Below are 15,024 nucleotides of genomic sequence, written 5' to 3' on the forward strand. Positions count from 1 at the left end.
ATGGAGGCATCAATGTCGCTGCATACGCTCCATCCCGAACGGGTCGACGAGACCCGCATGCAAGCTTATTCGACCTTCGGCCCATTGCTGGTCCATGCGCTGGCTCAGAAACTGGCACGTTGCCAGGGCATACGCGAATTGGACAAACTCGAGCAGTCGCTCCTGCGGCTGATCGAGGAGACCGACGTCGCCGCGCCGGAGGCCGAGGCGATGAAAGAATTCGCTGTCGAGCTCGTCGTCTCGACGCTGCGCAATGTCCGCGAGCATCCCGATGCCAAGCACGATCTGGAGGAGATCGACGAACGGCGCACCGAAGGCCGGTCGGAGAATCCCGACACGTTGGAAGAGCAGTTGCAGTCCGGGCTGGAGGACAGCTTTCCGGCAAGCGATCCGCCGGCTGTGGTCTCGACCGCGATCACCGGCGGCGCGAAGGATATTGTCGGCACCGACGAGGTGCTGCGCCGCAAGAAGGAAGCACGCCGCAGGCAGCCGGCGACCTGAAAGCAAGGAGGGCTGCGATGACCCGGCCAAACGACAACATCCCGAACAGGCCCGGCGCCGCGCACAAGCCGGCAACGGGTAACCTGCCGACCAAGGGCGGCGACGATCCCGATGTGCGCTTCCTGGCGGAGAACACCGATCTGTCCCCAAAGCAGGCGCGCGAACTGATACGTGAGCACGGGCATGACCGCGCCAAGCTGCTCGAGATCGCACGAACCATGAAGGCGGAGGGCTGAACGCCGTCGGGAAAGCGAGGCAAAGATGAGCAATGCACCGAAAAAGGGACCAGCCGGGACTTCCGATCAATGGCCGCGCTGGGAAGGCCCGAAGGCCAACAAGCCGCGCGGCTATCTCCCGGCCGAGGACGACCCTGACGAGAATCGCGACGCGGCCGGCGAGAACAACAAGGACCCGGAACGCTCCGATCTTGGCGACGTCGCCAAGAAGAAGGGTAATTGACCCTGTTCCCGAATTCACCCAGCGCAACAAGGAGAAGAAAAATGCCACGTGGCGACAAATCGAAATACACCGACAAGCAGGAACGCAAGGCCGACCATATCGCCGAGGGTTATGAGAAGCGCGGCGTGTCGGAGAAGGAAGCCGAGCGGCGCGCCTGGGCGACCGTCAACAAGGACGACGGCGGCGGCAAGAAGGAAGGCGGCTCCGGCCGCGGCAAGCACACCGGCAATCCCGCCGCGCACAAGGGCGGCAGGATGGGCGGGAAGGCCTCGGGCGAGCGCTCCGCGGCCGAACGTTCGGCTTCGGCCAAGAAGGCGGCGGCGACGCGCAAACGGAATGAGAGCCACGCGCATCATTGAAGACTTCCCTTCTCCCCTTGTGGGAGAAGGTGGATCGGCGCGCAGCGCCGAGACGGATGAGGGGTGTTCCAGCGGAGTGAGACGTCGGCTTTCCCTGGAACACCCCTCATCCGGCCGCTTCGCGGCCACCTTCTCCCACAGGGGGAGAAGGGAAGAATCCTACAGCGGCATCTCCGATGTCTGCTTGATCGTCTGGCTGGGCACATCCGTCTTGACGTTCTGGACGCCCTTGATGCGGCTCAGATGCTCGGACTGGAAGCGGCGGTAATCGTCGATGCCGGCGGCGACGATCCGCACCATGGCGTCGCAGTCGCCCAGCATCAGATAGCACTCCATCACTTCCGGGAATTTCGCCACCTCGGCGGCGAAGTGCTCGATCGTGTCCTCGTCCTGCTGCTTCAGCCAGATGCGGGTGAAGAAGGTCTGGCCGCGGCCGATCCTGGCCGGATTAAGGACCGCGACATAGCGATCGATGACGCCGGCCTCCTCCAAGAGCTTGACGCGGCGCAGGCAGGGCGACGGCGAAAGGCCCACCTCCCGAGCAAGATCATTGTTGGCCATGCGACCGTCGCGCTGCAAGGCGCGCAGGATGCGCTTGTCGATCTCATCCAGCTTCATGGCGTAAAATTCCAACGCTCTGTCTAAATACGCTATCCAATGCCAAATATTTGCAGAAATGGCGCATCTTCGCAACCCAATTGCCAAGCGTTTCGGCTATGGTCCGGTGACCGACAACCCCACAACCGACCGGGAGAACGGCGGCCGCGAGGCCAGCCGAAGGCAAAATCATGAGCATTTCCGAGATCGCCCTCGCCGGGGAGCAAACCAGCAACGGCCGCGGCGCCGAGTTCAGGCGCGGGCTTGCCGCCTCGACGCCAGTGCTGCTCGGCATCATCCCCTATGCGCTGGTGCTTGGCGCGCAGGCCGCGCAGAAAGGCCTCAGCGTGGTCGAGGTGCCGCTGATGACCGGGCTCAACTTCGCCGGAGGCTCGGAGTTCGCCGCCATCCAGCTGTGGACCTCGCCGCCGCATATCCTGCTGATCGCCGCCATCACCTTCCTGGTCAACAGCCGGCATTTGCTTATGGGCGCGGCACTTGCGCCGTTCGTCAAGCACCTGCCGAAACGCCAGGTGTTTCCGGCGCTGTTCCTGATGTGCGACGAGAGCTGGGCCGTGGGCCTGGCCGATGCACAGCGCCGCGCCGCCGTCGGCCTGCGGCCAGCCTTCAGCCTGCCTTTCTACCTGGGCGCCGGCCTGCCCTTCTACCTCGCCTGGGTGGTGTTCACGACCTGCGGCGCAGCGCTCGGCCCGGTGCTTGGCGATGTCGAGGCATACGGTTTCGCGATGGCCTTCCCGGCCGTCTTCCTAGTGCTGCTTCGCGGCATGTGGAAGGGTTTTGCCGCGGCGCGGCCCTGGCTCGTCAGCCTGGTGGTGGCGGCGCTCACCTATCTCGTCGTGCCTGGCGCCTGGTATGTGGCGGCCGGCGCGTTGTCCGGCCTGGTGGCCGCCTGGTTCCTGGCAGGTGAAAAATGATCGATCCGATGACCGTGCTTGCGATCCTGGCGATGGCCGGCGTGACCTATCTCACCCGCATCGGCGGCTATGTGGTGTTGAGGAACCGCATGCTCAGCACGCGAGCCACGGCGGTGATGGAGGCCGCGCCCGGCTGCGTGCTGATCTCGGTGATCGCGCCGGACTTCGTCTCGAAGAACCCGGCCGACCTCGCGGCGCTGGCCATAACCGTGCTTGCCGCGACGAGGCTGTCGATGCTGCCGACGGTGGTGGTCGGGGTGGCTTCGGCAGGCGTGCTCAGGTGGTTGATGGGTTAGCTGGCCTCAGCCGCCGTAGAGCCCGAGCTCGTCCGGCTGGACCGAAGCAGCGTCGCCCTCGCCCTGCCCGCCCGCATGCTGCTTCAACGCGGCATCCAGACTTTCGTTGTCGCTGCTTCGCGGATCGCCTATCGCGCCGACGAGCGTATCGAGAGAAACGCCAAGCTGGTCCAGGCCAAGCTGTCTCTCGATTTCGGCAATCGCCGATGGAGATTGCGGTTTCAACGCTTCGACGGCGTTCTTAACCGCCGCCCCATAGGAAGACACGGACTCGTAGTCGGTCTGATCGACGCCGAACTCCTTGCCCGCGCGCTCCATCAGCCGCACCTTGACGGCCGTGATGTTGAGGCTGTCGACGCTGAACATGGATGCCGAGACCGCGGATTTGGCCTGCGTTAGCGGTGAGGCTACTGGGCTGGGGGCGATGCCGATGATCGCCGCTTTGGGGCTCGGTGACAGGCGTTGCCGCAGCAGGATCACAAGCGCGGTGCTGTTGAGCGTCGAGGACATTGCCGGGTCTCGCAGGCGCCCGTCCGTCATGGATCGGACGCCGGACAATCGAGCCAAGACGTCATGTCCGAGCAGAGCGTTTCACAGGCAGTAAGCTCAGATGTGCTAAGAGTTCGATAGAACGATGGTTCACCTTTTAACGATGAGCCCGCGCTATCCTTGTCTTGACGCAACTCCGACGGAAGGCTGCCAGTCGCCGAGCCTGTCCGCTCACACTTTTCCTGAAATTGCCTTGTTTTGGCTCAACCCCGAGACTCAGTCGCCGCCGCCATCGTGGCCGCCGCTGTCCCCGCCGCCGTCGTGGCCACCACTGTCGCCACCGCCATCGTGGCCGCCGCTGTCATGGCCGCCACCGTCCCCACCTTCGTGATCGTCGTCCTGATGATCGCCATCCTGGTCGCCTTCATGCGAGCCGGAAGTGGCGCCGTCACCCTTGTCCCCGGCCTGGTCGTTCTCGGCGGCCTCGTGGTCGTCACCGACGCTGGATGTATTGACCTGATCGTCATCACCGTCGGCCGTCGACGCCGCCGTCAGACCGCCGCCATTGTCCGAGCCCGCATGGGATGGCTGCGTGGCGAGGATGCCGAGCAGGCCGACTGCAGTTGCCGCAAGCAAGGGAAGGGTTTTCATCCAGGCGCTCCGATTCGTTTTGTGGCTCGGATCATCATCCGTAGCGGATTACGGCGCCCTTAAATGAGTATTCGCAATTTTAGCAACCACTTATTTTATGCCCAACCTGGCATGCGGCCGTTTCGGCGACGCAACCCCGCTTACGGCCCTCGCCACGATCCCCTCCAACGGCTCCGGGCGGTGCAGGAAATAGCCCTGGCCATAGGCGACGCCCATGCCTATGAGGATTTCCAGCGCGTTTTTCTCCTCGACCTTTTCGGCCACCACGGCAGCGCCCATCGAGCGGGCGATGCCGGTGATCGCCGAGACGATCTCGCGGTCGAAGCGGCTTTCGGCGATGTGCTCGACGAAGGAGCCGTCGATCTTGATGGCATCGATGGGAAAGCGCCTGAGATATTCGAACGAGCTCATGCCGGCGCCGAAATCGTCGAGGCTGACGCGGCAATGGCGCTCGCGCGCCCTGCGCACGAATTCGGCCGCTGCGTCGAAATTGGTGACGGCGGCGGTTTCGGTGATCTCGAAGCCGACGGCCGACGGCGGCGCGCCGTTCTCGGCGATGGCCTCATCGACGAAATCCCAGAGCTGCGGATCCGAAAGCGTCTGCGCCGACAGGTTGAAGTCGAGCGAGATGGCGCCAGCGCGCATCGCCTCGCCGTGGCGCGTCAGCGCGGTGCGGATAATCCAGCGGTCGAGCCGGGCGGCAAGGCCGAAGCGTTCGGCGACCGGCATGAAATCGCCGGGCGGGATCATCTTGCCGTTGCGGGCCTCGAGCCTGGCCAGCACCTCGACGTGGCGGCTGTCTTCCCATGGCTGGCCGAGGCGGTGGATCTCCTGGCCGAACAGCTTCAGCCGGCCATCCTCCATCGCATCCACCAGATCGGCGGCCAGCCGCGCGGCATTGAGGCCGCTGGCGCCCGACGTCGTTTCCGGCGAGAACACCGCGAAGCGGTCGCGGCCACCGGCCTTGGCGGCGTAGCAGGCATCGTCGGCGCAGGCGAGCGCGTCGGCCACGCTCATATTGCGGTCGCGCACGAAGGCGATGCCGATGCTGGCGGCAAGCCTGCGCGACGTGACGGCCGGGCCGAGATCGGCGTTGCGCACCGCGGCAAGCACGGCGCGGGCAAGTTGCTCGGCACAGGCATCATTGCAGTTCGGCACCAGCAGCGCGAATTCGTCGCCGCCGAGGCGCGCCGCGTGCGCTGGCGCCGGCAAGCAGGCGAGGATGCCCGCCGCGACGCTCTTCAGCGCGAGGTCGCCGGCGGCATGGCCGGCATAGTCGTTGAGCGCCTTGAAGTAGTCGAGGTCGACATAGAACACGGCGAGCGGCAGGCGCTCGGCCATGGCGATGTTCTCGGCAAGCAGCCGGTCGAAGGCCGAACGGTTGAGCAGCCCGGTCAGCGCGTCGTGACGCGCGGCGAAGGCAAGCTCCTCGGCGCGCGTCTTCTCCTCGGTGATGTCGCGCACGGTGCCCAGCACCTGGCCGGCCGCGCCGACATCGGCGACGAAGCGCACCAACGATTCGAGATGGCGGACCTCGCCGTCGCGCCGGATGATGCGGTATTGCGAGGCCAGGACATCGTTGGAGCCAGGCGCGATCTGATGGGCGCGCTCGGTGGCTTCCTTATCGTCCGGATGAAGATAGGTGTGCCACAGCTCGGCTGACACCTCGTCCTTGTCGGCAACGAGGCCGAATATCTCGCGGCTGCGCGCGTCCCAATAGCTCTTTTTGGTGCCGATATCGTGGTGCCAGATGCCGGTGCCGCTGGCGGCGAGCGCCAGGCGGAAACGGATATTAACCTGCTCGAGCGCCGCCTCGGCCTCTTTCTGCCGAGTGATGTCGGTCTGCACGCCCATCAGCCTGAGCGGTTTGCCGTCGGCGTCGCGCTCGACAATGCCGCCGCGGTCGAGCACCCAGACCCAATGGCCGTCCTTGTGGCGCAGGCGCAGCTCGGTCTCGATGGAATCGACGATGCCCGCAATGTGCCGGTCGCCGCTTTCCTGCGCGCGCTGGCAATCGTCGGGATGGGTAAGCTTCAGCCAGAGATCGGGCGTGTTGGCCAGTTCGCCCGCTTCATAGCCCAGCATCTTCGACCAGGTCGGCGAATAATAGCAATCGCCGGTCGACAGATTCCAGTCCCAGAGGCCCAGATGAGCGCGGTCAAGCGCCAGCGCCCAGAACGTGCCGTTGCGTTTATTGTCGTCCGCCATTCTCTGTTCTTGCCGTCCTGCCACGGCAATACTGCATGAAAGCAGAGAAGAAAGGGTTACCGGGTCGGAGCTGCTAATCTCCCCCCACAAGGGGGAGATTGCTAGTCGCCCAGCCTTCGCCTCACCAGCGCCGCGTGATACCGCGCGCCGTGCAGCAGGCCTTCGTCGTTGAAATCATAGGCCGGGTTGTGCAGCGGCGCGGTGCCGCCGTTGCCCATGAAGACGAAGCAACCGGGCACGTGGGCCAGGAAGCGGGCGAAATCCTCCGAAGCGGTCATGGGCTCAGCCGCGACGCGAACAGCGTCGTCGGCCAGCACCGTGCGCGCGGCGGCAAGCGCTTCATCGACAAGGCCTACATCATTGATCAACGGCACGAACTCGCGGGTGTAAGCGACTTCGGCCGCGACGTTATAGGCCTGCGCCGTGCCCTCGGCGATGCGGCGCATCTCCTTTTCGATCGCGGCGCTCACCTCGGGCCGGAAACTGCGGCAATCGCCCAGGATACGCGCCAGCCCCGGCAGCGCATTACGGATCCCGTCGGTGACGAGCTCGGTCACCGAGACGACGCCGATATCGGCGGGGCTCAGGCGTCGCGAGACGATGGTCTGCAGGTTGACCACCAGCGCGCAGGCGGCGACCAGCGTTTCCTGGCCGGCATGCGGGCGCGCCGCGTGGCCGCCGAGGCCTTTCAGCAGTATCTCGAAATTGTCCTCGGCCGACATGACCGGGCCGCTGCGGGTCTCGAAATGGCCGATGGGCAGGTCCGGCATGTTATGCAGTCCAAATATCTCCTCGAATGGAAAGCGCTCGAGCAGGCCGTAGTCCAGCATGGCCAGCGCGCCCCTGCCCCATTCCTCGGCCGGCTGGAAGATGAAGCGCACCGTGCCGTCGAAGCCGCCTTCACTCGCAAGCAGCTTTGCCGCGCCGAGCAGCATCGATGTGTGGCCATCATGGCCGCAGGCATGCATGGTTCCGGGCGTTTGCGAGCGCCAGGCCTGCGTGCCCTGCTCGGCGATGCGCAGCGCATCCATGTCGGCGCGCAGCGCGATGGCGCGGTTGCCGCTGCCCCGGGTCAGCGTGCCGACGACGCCGGTGCCCCCGACGCCTTCGGCCACCTCCAGCCCGAACGCGCGGAGTTTTTCCGCCACGAACGCCGCCGTGCGCTTTTCCTCGAAGCCGAACTCGGGATGGGCGTGGAGATCGCGCCGCCACGCCGTCATCTCGCGGTGAAGCTCTTGCTGGTCGAGTTCAGCCATCGTCGTCCTCACGTTCCTTTTCTCGACGCAATTCCGGACGGGCGCTACGGCGAAGGGCGGAGCCTTACCCGCTAAATGCTTCTTCCTGGAACTGCTCTTTTCTTGACGCAACTCCGAACGGAAGGCTACGGCGAAGGCGCCGAGCTTAACCGCTACGCACTTTTCCTGGAATTGCTCTCAGGCAGTCTGCAGGAACACCTCTTCCGGCGCCATCCCAACCAGCTCGGCAAAGCGGCCATGGTCGGTCGCGCCCTCCGAGTTGATGACGAGCACGCGCGAACGCGTATCGAGGCCGAGCGCCGCCCGCATATGGCTATCGCCCGCGGCGCGGACCAGTCCGGCGAGTCCTGCCCCCCCGCTCTCGCCGGAGATGATGGCCGGATCGTTGCCCAGGGGCCGCGCCAGCCGCTTCATCACCGCGATCGCGTCCTCCTCTTCCACCGTCATGAAGGCATCGCCGACGCGCGCCAGCACGCGCCAGGCGACCAAGGACGGCTCGGCGCATTCGAGCATCGTCATGACGGTCGGCTGCTGATTTGCGATCGCTGCCGGACGTCCGGCCTCAGCCGACGCGTAGACGCAAGCCGAGCGCCGCGGCTCGACCACCACGGCCTTCGGCCGCCTGGAGCCAAGCATGACGGCCATATGGCCGGCGATCGCCGCCGCGAAGCCGCCGACGCCAGCCTGCAGGAAGACATGCGTTGGTGGCTCGGCCATGCGCCGCAACGTCTCGCGCACGATCACCGTGTAGCCTTGCATGACCAGTCCGGGGACGCGCTCATAGCCCAGCCAGGACGTGTTGGAGACGATCTTCCAGCCGCGCTCGGCGCCGAGGCGGGCGACTTCGCGCACCGCATGGTCATAACCGCCTTCGACCTCGACAATCTCGGCGCCGAAGCGGGCGATGGCCGCGACACGCTCGGGGCTTACGCCGGCATGGACGAAGATCACCGAGCGAGCGCCGACGAGGCTGGCGCCCTGCGCCACGGAGCGGCCATGGTTGCCGTCGGTGGCGCAGACGAAGATCATGCTCGACGCAATCTCGCGCACTCTGGCGTCGTTTATCTCGCTGATATCCACATCGCGCCCGAGCCATTTGCCGGCCTCCTCCAGCACCAGCCGCATGACGGCATAGGCGCCGCCCAGCGCCTTGAAGCTGCCAAGGCCAAGACGTTGGCCCTCATCCTTGACGTGAAGCGCCGCGATGCCGAGTTGATCGGCCAGCGCCGGCAAGGCGTGCAGCGGCGTCTCGGCATGATCGTGGCGCGCCTTGAGATAATGCTCGGCCCGCTCGCCGCCAGCCATGCCGAGCGCCTCTGCATCGGCGGCAACCAACGGCTGGTTGTGTTCTGGACGTTGGTTGAGAAGCAGCATGCTAGTCTTCCTGCTAGGCACTGAATTCTGTTGGCGGGCGCGATTCCGGCGCGATTCCGCGCGCTTCAATTGGCTAAGTGATTGAAGTTTGTTTCGATTGGATGTCGCCGAATGTTCGCTTCGCGAGGAGTCGATCCCGCCAGCACGACTATTTTTGGTGGCAATTGGCCCGGCGGCACCGTGCCGTCGACGCCCAAAAGCGGACCAGCCGCCCCTGAGCGTCGCGGCCGACTCCGCCGAGCTCCTCGATGCGGCCTAGAAGCCGGTCGGCGTTGATCGTCAGATTGCTCATGCCGGCAGCCTTGCGTTTGCGACCTCGTCCGGCGCCATCCCGACCAGCTCGGCATAGCGGCCGGGATCGGTCGCGCCTTCGGAGTTGATGATGAGCACGCGGGAGCTGGAGTCGAGGCCGAGCGCTGTCCGGATCTTCTTGTCTCCGGCGGCGCGGATCAGCCCGGCTAGCCCTGCCCCGCCGCTTTCGCCGGAGACGATCGCCGGGTCGTTGCCCGCAGGCCGCGCCAGCCGGTTCATCACCGAAACCGCATCTTCCTCGTCAACGGTCATGAAGGCATCGCCGAGGCGCGACAGCACCCGCCAGGCGACCAGCGACGGCTCGTAGCATTCGAGCATCGCCATCACCGTCGGCTTGCTGTGCGCGATTGTGACCGGACGTCCGGCCTTGGCCGTCTCATAGACGCAGGCAGCGCGAGCCGGCTCGACCACTGTCACGGTCGGCCGATCCTCGCCAAGCACGATGGCGAGATGCCCGGCCACCGCCGCGGCGAAGCCGCCGACGCCGGCCTGCAGGAAGACGTGGGTGGGCGGCTCGGGCAGACGCTTCAATGCTTCGCGCACGATCACCGTGTAGCCCTGCATGACCAGCCCCGGTATGCGTTCGTAGCCCGGCCAGGACGTGTCGGAGACGACGGTCCAGCCGCGCTCGGCGGCGACGCGGGCGGCTTCCCTGACCGACTGGTCGTAATCGCCGGCGACGCGCACCATTTCGGCGCCGAAGCGGGCGATGGCCGCCACGCGTTCATTGCTGACGCCCGAATGGACGAAGATGACCGAACGCGCGCCGACAAGACCGGCGCCCTGCGCCACCGAGCGTCCATGATTGCCGTCGGTCGCGCAGGCGAACGTCATGCCGGCGGCGATCGCCCTCACCTCAGGCTTGTGCAGGTCTTCGACCGCGACCGCGCGGCCGAGCCGCCCGCCGGCCTCCTCCAGCACCAGATGCATCACGGCATAGGCGCCGCCCAGCGCCTTGAAGCTGCCGAGGCCGAGCCGCTTGCCCTCGTCCTTGAGGTGGAGCGCGCCGATGCCGAGTTCGCCCGCCAGCGCCGGCAGGGCATGCAGCGGCGTCTCGGCATGGTTGTCGCGCGCGGCCAGGAAGCGCTCGGCCTCGGCGGCGCCGGCGAGCCCAAGCGTCGCGGCATCCTCCGGCGTCAGCGGCTGGCGATGGTCCGGGTGGCGGTTGCGCAGGAACATGGCTTTCTCCGTTCTGATCACTGAAATTTATTGCAAGCAGAGCGAGAAGAGCGCTCTGTTTTGGTGCTAGAAATGCAATTTTGTTTCGTCTGGAACGCTGCCATGTCCGTTTCGCCCGATCTCGACGCCTTCGACCGCGCCATCCTCGCCATCCTGCAAAAGGACAACGCCACGCCGCAGCGCGCCATCGGCGAGGTGGTGAACCTCTCGGCGCCGGCCGTGCAGCGGCGCATCAAGCGCATGGAGGAGACCGGCGTCATTCGCGCCAATGTCGCGCTGGTCGATCCGGCCAAGGTCGGCCATCCGATCACCATCTTCGTCGAGGTGGAGGTGGAGAGCGAGCGCGCCGAGCTGATCGACGCCGCCAAGCGCGGCTTCGCGCAAGTGCCGGAAGTGCAGCAGTGCTACTACGTCACCGGCGAGGCCGATTTCATCCTCGTCGTCACCGTGGCGACGATGGCCGATTACGAGGCGCTGACAAGGCGGCTGTTCTTCGAGAACAACAATGTGAAACGGTTCCGGACGTTCGTGGCGATGGACCGGGTGAAGGTAGGGCTGGAAGTGCCGGTGGAGTGAGATAGGCCCGCGTTGGAGCTGCCGATCTCCCCCAAGTGAGGGAGATCGGCTGTCGTCTTGGCTTTCGCCAATCTCCAACGTCTACTGGGTCGGCGACGCCGCGTGTTCGCACGACACTTTCGGGTTCATGTCGGCGAAGGTGCCGGTCGGGTTGCCTTTCCAGGCCCAGACATGCAGTTCGTAGAACTCGCCCAGACCGTAGCGGTTGGGCGCGCTGTTGAAGTTGAACAGCTGGCCGTCGAGCGACGCCGGACCCTTCGAGGTGATGTATTCGACCGCGACGAGCTTCAGCGTGCCGTCGGCCGTCGGCTCGTACATGACCGCTTCCGGACGGGAGATATCGATCTTGTCGTCCTTCAGATACTGGCCGTTGACATAGTGGATGCCCATGGCGCCGCCGGTGATGCCGCTGGCGCAAGGAATAGGCGCATAGCCCTCGGCCGTAGCGGCCTTGACGTCGAGAAACCGGCTGTTGGCCGCACGCACCTTGTCGGCCAGCGGGCTGGCGCCGGACACGGACGCAGCCGCGTCCTGATGCGCCTGCGCGAAGGCCGTACAGGCCGTCAGCACGGCCGCTGCCATGAGAAGTCTGTTCCAAAAGTGTGGTGTCATGTTCATTCCATTCTTCCTGAAAAAGCCCGGCTGGCCGGCCGCCGAAAATATGGCGGCGCGACGGGCAAGCGCCGTGGCTGTTTGTGCTCGATGATCCCGGATTGGATGCGGCGGCTGCCGATCATCCCTTGGGCAGGTATGAAATCGTGCCGGCCAGGTCGGTGTTGTCGATCAGCTGGAAGCGGCTGTCGCTGCCACCCTGGCGGGCCGACACGAAGGGGGCGTAGGCGGGATCATTGGTGAAGGCGTGCGCCGCCGCTTCCGACGGGAAGGCCATCAGCGCGATCAGCGTCGTGTCGAGCGGCTTGCCCTCGAGCGTCTTCACATTGCCGCTGCGCGCCAGATATCTGCCGCCGTGCTTGTGAACGAGCTCGTGCACGGTGGCGGCGTAGTCCGGTATCCATTTCGGGTCCTTCACCTTGATGTCGGCGATAAGATAAGCGGTCATGGTCAGTCTCCTGGTTGCTGCGCACAGGGGTATCCCGTGCGTCGGCCAAACGGCTCGCACGGCAAGGCCCGCGCCAACCAGTCCGCGATCTGTACCGGGCCGGTACAGTTTCTGTACTCGCCGCTTCATTCATGAAGGGCTAATGTTCGGCCCGGCTTCGAGGGAGAGAACCGATCATGGCCCAGCACGGATACAAGCAGTTCTGCCCGCTATCGATGGCCGCCGAGGTGCTGTGCACCCGCTGGACGATGGTGCTGATGCGCGAGCTGGTTGCGGGCTCGACCCGCTTCAACGACCTGCGCCGCGGCGTGCCGAAAATGTCGCCGACCCTTCTGTCGCAACGGCTGAAGGAGCTCGAGCTGGCGGGGATCGTGGAACGCAAGGAAGTGCCCGGTGAGAAAGGCATCTTCGACTATCGGCTGACCGAGGCGGGCCGCGATTTGCGCCCAGTGGTCGAGGCGATGGGTTTTTGGGGACAGAAATGGGTCGAGTCCCGGCTATCGCTGAAGAACCTCGATCCGTCATTGCTGATGTGGGACATGCGGCGCAATCTGAACCCCTCGCCCCTGCCCGAGGGAAGAACCGTGATACAATTTCTGTATCAGGATCTCCCGGCGTCGAAACGCTCGTGGTGGCTGATCGTCGAGAAGCATGGCGAAGTCGATCTGTGCTGGTACGATCCGGGCTTCGAGGTCGATCTCTACGTCTCGACCGACCTCCACACGATGACCGCAATCTGGATGGGACTGCTGACCGTCGAGAAGGCAGGCGCGAAGGTCGCCCTGACCGGCGACAAGGAGATCGGCAGGAAGATGCAGACCTGGCTCGGGCTCAGCCCGTTCGCGGTCGAACCCAAGCGGGCGGCCTAATTCAAGGCGCCAGTTGATAGCTCACAGATCAATGCTTGTCGCCGCCGGCCTCGGCGCGCCCCAACCACCGCGCATAAATCTCCCCGACGATCCCGCGCCGGAAGATCAGCACGCAGATCATGAAGATGAGCCCAGTGGCGATCGTCACGGGAAAGCCGGAGGTGGCAAGCGTATTCTCCAGGCCGACCACCAGTCCCGCGCCCACCGCCGGGCCGACCATGGTGCCGATGCCGCCGAGCAGCGTCATCAGGATCACCTCGCCCGACATCTGCCAGGTGACGTCGGTGAGCGTGGCGAACTGGAAGACGATCGCTTTCGTCGCGCCGGCAAAGCCGGCAAGCGCGGCCGACATGACGAAGGCGGCGAGCTTATAGCGGCCGACGGAATAGCCGAGCGAGATGGCGCGGTTCTCGTTCTCTCTTATTGAGCGCAGGATCGTGCCGAAGGGCGAGTTGACGATGCGCCAGATGGCGAAGACGCCGATAAGGAAGACGGCAAGCACGAAGAAATACATGTTCATGGTGACGCCGAGGTCGACCAGTCCGAAGAGCGTTCCGCGCGCAACGCCCTGGATGCCGTCCTCGCCTTCGGTGAAGGGCGCCTGGACACAGAAGAAATAAAACATCTGAGCCAGCGCCAGCGTGATCATCGAGAAATAGATGCCCTGCCGTCGGATGGCGAGGAAACCCATGACAAGGCCCATGGCCGCGGCCCCCGCGGTGCCGAGCAGGATGGCGGCCTCCGGCGGCCAGCCCCAGGCTTTCACGGCGTAGGCGCAGAAATAGGCCGCGCTGCCGAAGAAGGCGGCATGGCCGAAGGACAGCAGGCCGGTGTAGCCGAGCAAGAGGTTGAAGGCGCAGGCGAACAGTGCGAAGCACAGCATCTTCATGATGAAGATCGGATAGACGAAGAAGGGCGCGACGATCAGCGCCACGATGCCCAACGCGATCAGCGCCCGTTCCAGCCTGAGGGAGGCAGCGGCGCGGTCCTGGTGCAGGGTCGCCTCGCTCATCTCAGGCGTCCCTTCCGAACAGGCCGGCGGGCCTGAGCAGCAATACGATCACCATGATGACGAAGACGACGAGGTTCGACGCTTCGGGATAGAAAACCTTGGTCAGCCCCTCGGCGAGGCCGAGCATATAGCCTGTGACGATGGCGCCGAGGATCGATCCCATGCCGCCGACCACGACGACGGCGAAGACGACAATGATCAGGTCCGAGCCCATCAGCGGACTGACCTGGTAGACCGGAGCGGCAAGAATGCCGGCGAGCCCCGCAAGGGCCGCGCCCAGCCCGTAGGTGAGCGTCAAGAGCAGCGGCACGTTGACGCCGAAGGCCTGAACCAGTTCAGGGTTCTCGGTGGCGGCGCGCAGGTATGAGCCGAGCCTGGTCTTCTCGATCAAAAGCCAGGTGCCGATGCACACGATCAGCGAAGCGACCACCACCCAGCCGCGATAATTGGGCAGGAACATGAAGCCGAGATTGGTGCCGCCGGCAAGCAGCGAAGGCACGGCATAGGGATTGCCGGAGACGCCGTAATAATAGCGGAACACGCCTTCGATCACCAAGGCGAGGCCGAAGGTGAAGAGCAGGCCGTAAAGCGGGTCGAGGCGGTAGAGCCGCGACAGCGCCACGCGCTCCACCGCCATGCCGAACAGGCCGACGATAAGCGGCACCAGGATCAGCGCCGGCCAGTAGCCGATACCGAGATGCACCAGCAGCAGATAGCCGATGAAGGCGCCCAGCATGTAGAGCGCGCCATGGGCGAAATTGATGATGCGCAGGAGGCCGAAGATGACGGCCAGCCCAAGGCTTAGCATGGCGTAGAAGGAGCCGTTGATGAGGCCGACGAGGAGCTGGCCGAGAAGCGCCTGGATGGGGATGCCGAAGATCATGGTCATGG

20 protein-coding genes are annotated in these 15,024 nt (G+C 65.1%); 8 read left to right on the forward strand and 12 right to left on the reverse strand.

The genetic code is table 11. The features are described from left to right. Positions 1 to 12: 12 nt before the first annotated feature. The 4 genes from RFM52_RS29010 to RFM52_RS29025 are packed head-to-tail and all read left to right on the forward strand — an operon-like array spanning position 13 to position 1,319. Positions 13 to 501 carry a hypothetical protein gene (locus tag RFM52_RS29010; RefSeq protein ID WP_320298391.1) on the forward strand — a complete coding sequence of 163 codons (489 nt, stop codon included), beginning with the start codon at positions 13 to 15 and terminating at the stop codon, positions 499 to 501. A gap of 17 nt (positions 502 to 518) precedes the next feature. Then, on the forward strand, positions 519 to 737 hold the full coding sequence (locus RFM52_RS29015; RefSeq protein ID WP_320298392.1) for a hypothetical protein: 219 nt from the start codon (positions 519 to 521) through the stop codon (positions 735 to 737). A 25-nt stretch (positions 738 to 762) separates the two neighbouring features. Next, complete coding sequence (locus RFM52_RS29020) at positions 763 to 960, forward strand: hypothetical protein (RefSeq protein ID WP_320298393.1); 198 nt, start codon at positions 763 to 765, stop codon at positions 958 to 960. A gap of 41 nt (positions 961 to 1,001) precedes the next feature. Then, positions 1,002 to 1,319, forward strand: a complete 318-nt coding sequence (locus RFM52_RS29025; RefSeq protein WP_320298394.1) for a plasmid stabilization protein — start codon at positions 1,002 to 1,004, stop codon at positions 1,317 to 1,319. Between the two features lie 159 nt (positions 1,320 to 1,478). Here the strand turns inward: RFM52_RS29025 and RFM52_RS29030 are convergent, their stop codons facing one another. After that, positions 1,479 to 1,937 (reverse strand): Lrp/AsnC family transcriptional regulator, encoded by a 459-nt coding sequence (locus RFM52_RS29030; protein WP_320298395.1) that lies wholly within the window; start codon positions 1,935 to 1,937, stop codon positions 1,479 to 1,481. A 170-nt stretch (positions 1,938 to 2,107) separates the two neighbouring features. Here RFM52_RS29030 and RFM52_RS29035 point away from each other — a divergent pair, with 170 nt between their 5' ends. Both RFM52_RS29035 and RFM52_RS29040 read left to right on the forward strand, forming a co-directional pair. Further along, the gene (locus RFM52_RS29035; protein WP_320298396.1) at positions 2,108 to 2,851 is read left to right on the forward strand and encodes an AzlC family ABC transporter permease; all 744 of its coding nucleotides are present in this window, start codon (positions 2,108 to 2,110) and stop codon (positions 2,849 to 2,851) included. After that, positions 2,848 to 3,147, forward strand: coding sequence for an AzlD family protein (locus RFM52_RS29040; RefSeq protein WP_320298397.1), 300 nt, complete (start codon positions 2,848 to 2,850; stop codon positions 3,145 to 3,147). Before RFM52_RS29035 ends, RFM52_RS29040 begins: the two co-directional genes overlap by 4 nt. 6 nt (positions 3,148 to 3,153) lie before the next feature. Here RFM52_RS29040 and RFM52_RS29045 read toward each other — a convergent pair whose 3' ends face one another. From RFM52_RS29045 to RFM52_RS29075, 7 genes are all read right to left on the reverse strand, one after another. After that, positions 3,154 to 3,657: a hypothetical protein gene (locus RFM52_RS29045; protein WP_320298398.1), complete on the reverse strand. Its 504-nt coding sequence runs from the start codon at positions 3,655 to 3,657 to the stop codon at positions 3,154 to 3,156. 255 nt (positions 3,658 to 3,912) lie between these two features. Further along, positions 3,913 to 4,287: a hypothetical protein gene (locus tag RFM52_RS29050; RefSeq protein ID WP_320298399.1), complete on the reverse strand. Its 375-nt coding sequence runs from the start codon at positions 4,285 to 4,287 to the stop codon at positions 3,913 to 3,915. Between the two features lie 90 nt (positions 4,288 to 4,377). Then, the gene (locus RFM52_RS29055) at positions 4,378 to 6,495 is read right to left on the reverse strand and encodes an EAL domain-containing protein (protein WP_320298400.1); all 2,118 of its coding nucleotides are present in this window, start codon (positions 6,493 to 6,495) and stop codon (positions 4,378 to 4,380) included. 101 nt (positions 6,496 to 6,596) lie between these two features. Further along, complete coding sequence (locus RFM52_RS29060) at positions 6,597 to 7,751, reverse strand: M20 aminoacylase family protein (RefSeq protein ID WP_320298401.1); 1,155 nt, start codon at positions 7,749 to 7,751, stop codon at positions 6,597 to 6,599. 177 nt (positions 7,752 to 7,928) lie between these two features. Next, the gene (locus RFM52_RS29065; RefSeq protein WP_320298402.1) at positions 7,929 to 9,125 is read right to left on the reverse strand and encodes a diaminopropionate ammonia-lyase; all 1,197 of its coding nucleotides are present in this window, start codon (positions 9,123 to 9,125) and stop codon (positions 7,929 to 7,931) included. 148 nt (positions 9,126 to 9,273) lie between these two features. Then, positions 9,274 to 9,417: a hypothetical protein gene (locus RFM52_RS29070; RefSeq protein ID WP_430699300.1), complete on the reverse strand. Its 144-nt coding sequence runs from the start codon at positions 9,415 to 9,417 to the stop codon at positions 9,274 to 9,276. Beyond that, a complete protein-coding gene (locus tag RFM52_RS29075; protein ID WP_320298403.1) occupies positions 9,414 to 10,616 on the reverse strand; it encodes a diaminopropionate ammonia-lyase in 1,203 nt (400 codons plus the stop codon). Before RFM52_RS29075 ends, RFM52_RS29070 begins: the two co-directional genes overlap by 4 nt. A gap of 102 nt (positions 10,617 to 10,718) precedes the next feature. On the opposite strand from RFM52_RS29075, the gene RFM52_RS29080 reads away from it, so the two are divergent. Then, positions 10,719 to 11,192 (forward strand): Lrp/AsnC family transcriptional regulator, encoded by a 474-nt coding sequence (locus RFM52_RS29080; RefSeq protein WP_320298404.1) that lies wholly within the window; start codon positions 10,719 to 10,721, stop codon positions 11,190 to 11,192. 81 nt (positions 11,193 to 11,273) lie between these two features. On the opposite strand, the gene RFM52_RS29085 is transcribed toward RFM52_RS29080, so the two are convergent. Together RFM52_RS29085 and RFM52_RS29090 are read right to left on the reverse strand one after the other, a co-directional pair. After that, the gene (locus RFM52_RS29085) at positions 11,274 to 11,774 is read right to left on the reverse strand and encodes a hypothetical protein (RefSeq protein WP_320298405.1); all 501 of its coding nucleotides are present in this window, start codon (positions 11,772 to 11,774) and stop codon (positions 11,274 to 11,276) included. A 151-nt stretch (positions 11,775 to 11,925) separates the two neighbouring features. After that, complete coding sequence (locus tag RFM52_RS29090; protein ID WP_320298406.1) at positions 11,926 to 12,252, reverse strand: DUF1330 domain-containing protein; 327 nt, start codon at positions 12,250 to 12,252, stop codon at positions 11,926 to 11,928. A 176-nt stretch (positions 12,253 to 12,428) separates the two neighbouring features. Between RFM52_RS29090 and RFM52_RS29095 the strand changes: the two genes are divergently transcribed. After that, positions 12,429 to 13,121, forward strand: a complete 693-nt coding sequence (locus RFM52_RS29095; RefSeq protein WP_320298407.1) for a winged helix-turn-helix transcriptional regulator — start codon at positions 12,429 to 12,431, stop codon at positions 13,119 to 13,121. Between the two features lie 28 nt (positions 13,122 to 13,149). Here RFM52_RS29095 and RFM52_RS29100 read toward each other — a convergent pair whose 3' ends face one another. Then, positions 13,150 to 14,133: a branched-chain amino acid ABC transporter permease gene (locus tag RFM52_RS29100; protein WP_320298408.1), complete on the reverse strand. Its 984-nt coding sequence runs from the start codon at positions 14,131 to 14,133 to the stop codon at positions 13,150 to 13,152. 1 nt (position 14,134) lies between these two features. Next, positions 14,135 to 15,022 carry a branched-chain amino acid ABC transporter permease gene (locus RFM52_RS29105; RefSeq protein ID WP_320298409.1) on the reverse strand — a complete coding sequence of 296 codons (888 nt, stop codon included), beginning with the start codon at positions 15,020 to 15,022 and terminating at the stop codon, positions 14,135 to 14,137. Positions 15,023 to 15,024 lie beyond the last annotated feature (2 nt).

Origin of the sequence: Mesorhizobium humile, from assembly GCF_033977215.1 — a bacterium.
Lineage (GTDB): Bacteria > Pseudomonadota > Alphaproteobacteria > Rhizobiales > Rhizobiaceae > Mesorhizobium > Mesorhizobium humile.

Coding starts and splice junctions, on each gene's coding strand:
- RFM52_RS29010 (WP_320298391.1), top strand. CDS start 13: ATGTCGCTGCATACGCTCCATCCCGAACGGGTCGACGAGACCCGCATG.
- RFM52_RS29015 (WP_320298392.1), top strand. CDS start 519: ATGACCCGGCCAAACGACAACATCCCGAACAGGCCCGGCGCCGCGCAC.
- RFM52_RS29020 (WP_320298393.1), top strand. CDS start 763: ATGAGCAATGCACCGAAAAAGGGACCAGCCGGGACTTCCGATCAATGG.
- RFM52_RS29025 (WP_320298394.1), top strand. CDS start 1,002: ATGCCACGTGGCGACAAATCGAAATACACCGACAAGCAGGAACGCAAG.
- RFM52_RS29030 (WP_320298395.1), bottom strand. CDS start 1,937: ATGAAGCTGGATGAGATCGACAAGCGCATCCTGCGCGCCTTGCAGCGC.
- RFM52_RS29035 (WP_320298396.1), top strand. CDS start 2,108: ATGAGCATTTCCGAGATCGCCCTCGCCGGGGAGCAAACCAGCAACGGC.
- RFM52_RS29040 (WP_320298397.1), top strand. CDS start 2,848: ATGATCGATCCGATGACCGTGCTTGCGATCCTGGCGATGGCCGGCGTG.
- RFM52_RS29045 (WP_320298398.1), bottom strand. CDS start 3,657: ATGTCCTCGACGCTCAACAGCACCGCGCTTGTGATCCTGCTGCGGCAA.
- RFM52_RS29050 (WP_320298399.1), bottom strand. CDS start 4,287: ATGAAAACCCTTCCCTTGCTTGCGGCAACTGCAGTCGGCCTGCTCGGC.
- RFM52_RS29055 (WP_320298400.1), bottom strand. CDS start 6,495: ATGGCGGACGACAATAAACGCAACGGCACGTTCTGGGCGCTGGCGCTT.
- RFM52_RS29060 (WP_320298401.1), bottom strand. CDS start 7,751: ATGGCTGAACTCGACCAGCAAGAGCTTCACCGCGAGATGACGGCGTGG.
- RFM52_RS29065 (WP_320298402.1), bottom strand. CDS start 9,125: ATGCTGCTTCTCAACCAACGTCCAGAACACAACCAGCCGTTGGTTGCC.
- RFM52_RS29070 (WP_430699300.1), bottom strand. CDS start 9,417: ATGAGCAATCTGACGATCAACGCCGACCGGCTTCTAGGCCGCATCGAG.
- RFM52_RS29075 (WP_320298403.1), bottom strand. CDS start 10,616: ATGTTCCTGCGCAACCGCCACCCGGACCATCGCCAGCCGCTGACGCCG.
- RFM52_RS29080 (WP_320298404.1), top strand. CDS start 10,719: ATGTCCGTTTCGCCCGATCTCGACGCCTTCGACCGCGCCATCCTCGCC.
- RFM52_RS29085 (WP_320298405.1), bottom strand. CDS start 11,774: ATGGCAGCGGCCGTGCTGACGGCCTGTACGGCCTTCGCGCAGGCGCAT.
- RFM52_RS29090 (WP_320298406.1), bottom strand. CDS start 12,252: ATGACCGCTTATCTTATCGCCGACATCAAGGTGAAGGACCCGAAATGG.
- RFM52_RS29095 (WP_320298407.1), top strand. CDS start 12,429: ATGGCCCAGCACGGATACAAGCAGTTCTGCCCGCTATCGATGGCCGCC.
- RFM52_RS29100 (WP_320298408.1), bottom strand. CDS start 14,133: ATGAGCGAGGCGACCCTGCACCAGGACCGCGCCGCTGCCTCCCTCAGG.
- RFM52_RS29105 (WP_320298409.1), bottom strand. CDS start 15,022: ATGACCATGATCTTCGGCATCCCCATCCAGGCGCTTCTCGGCCAGCTC.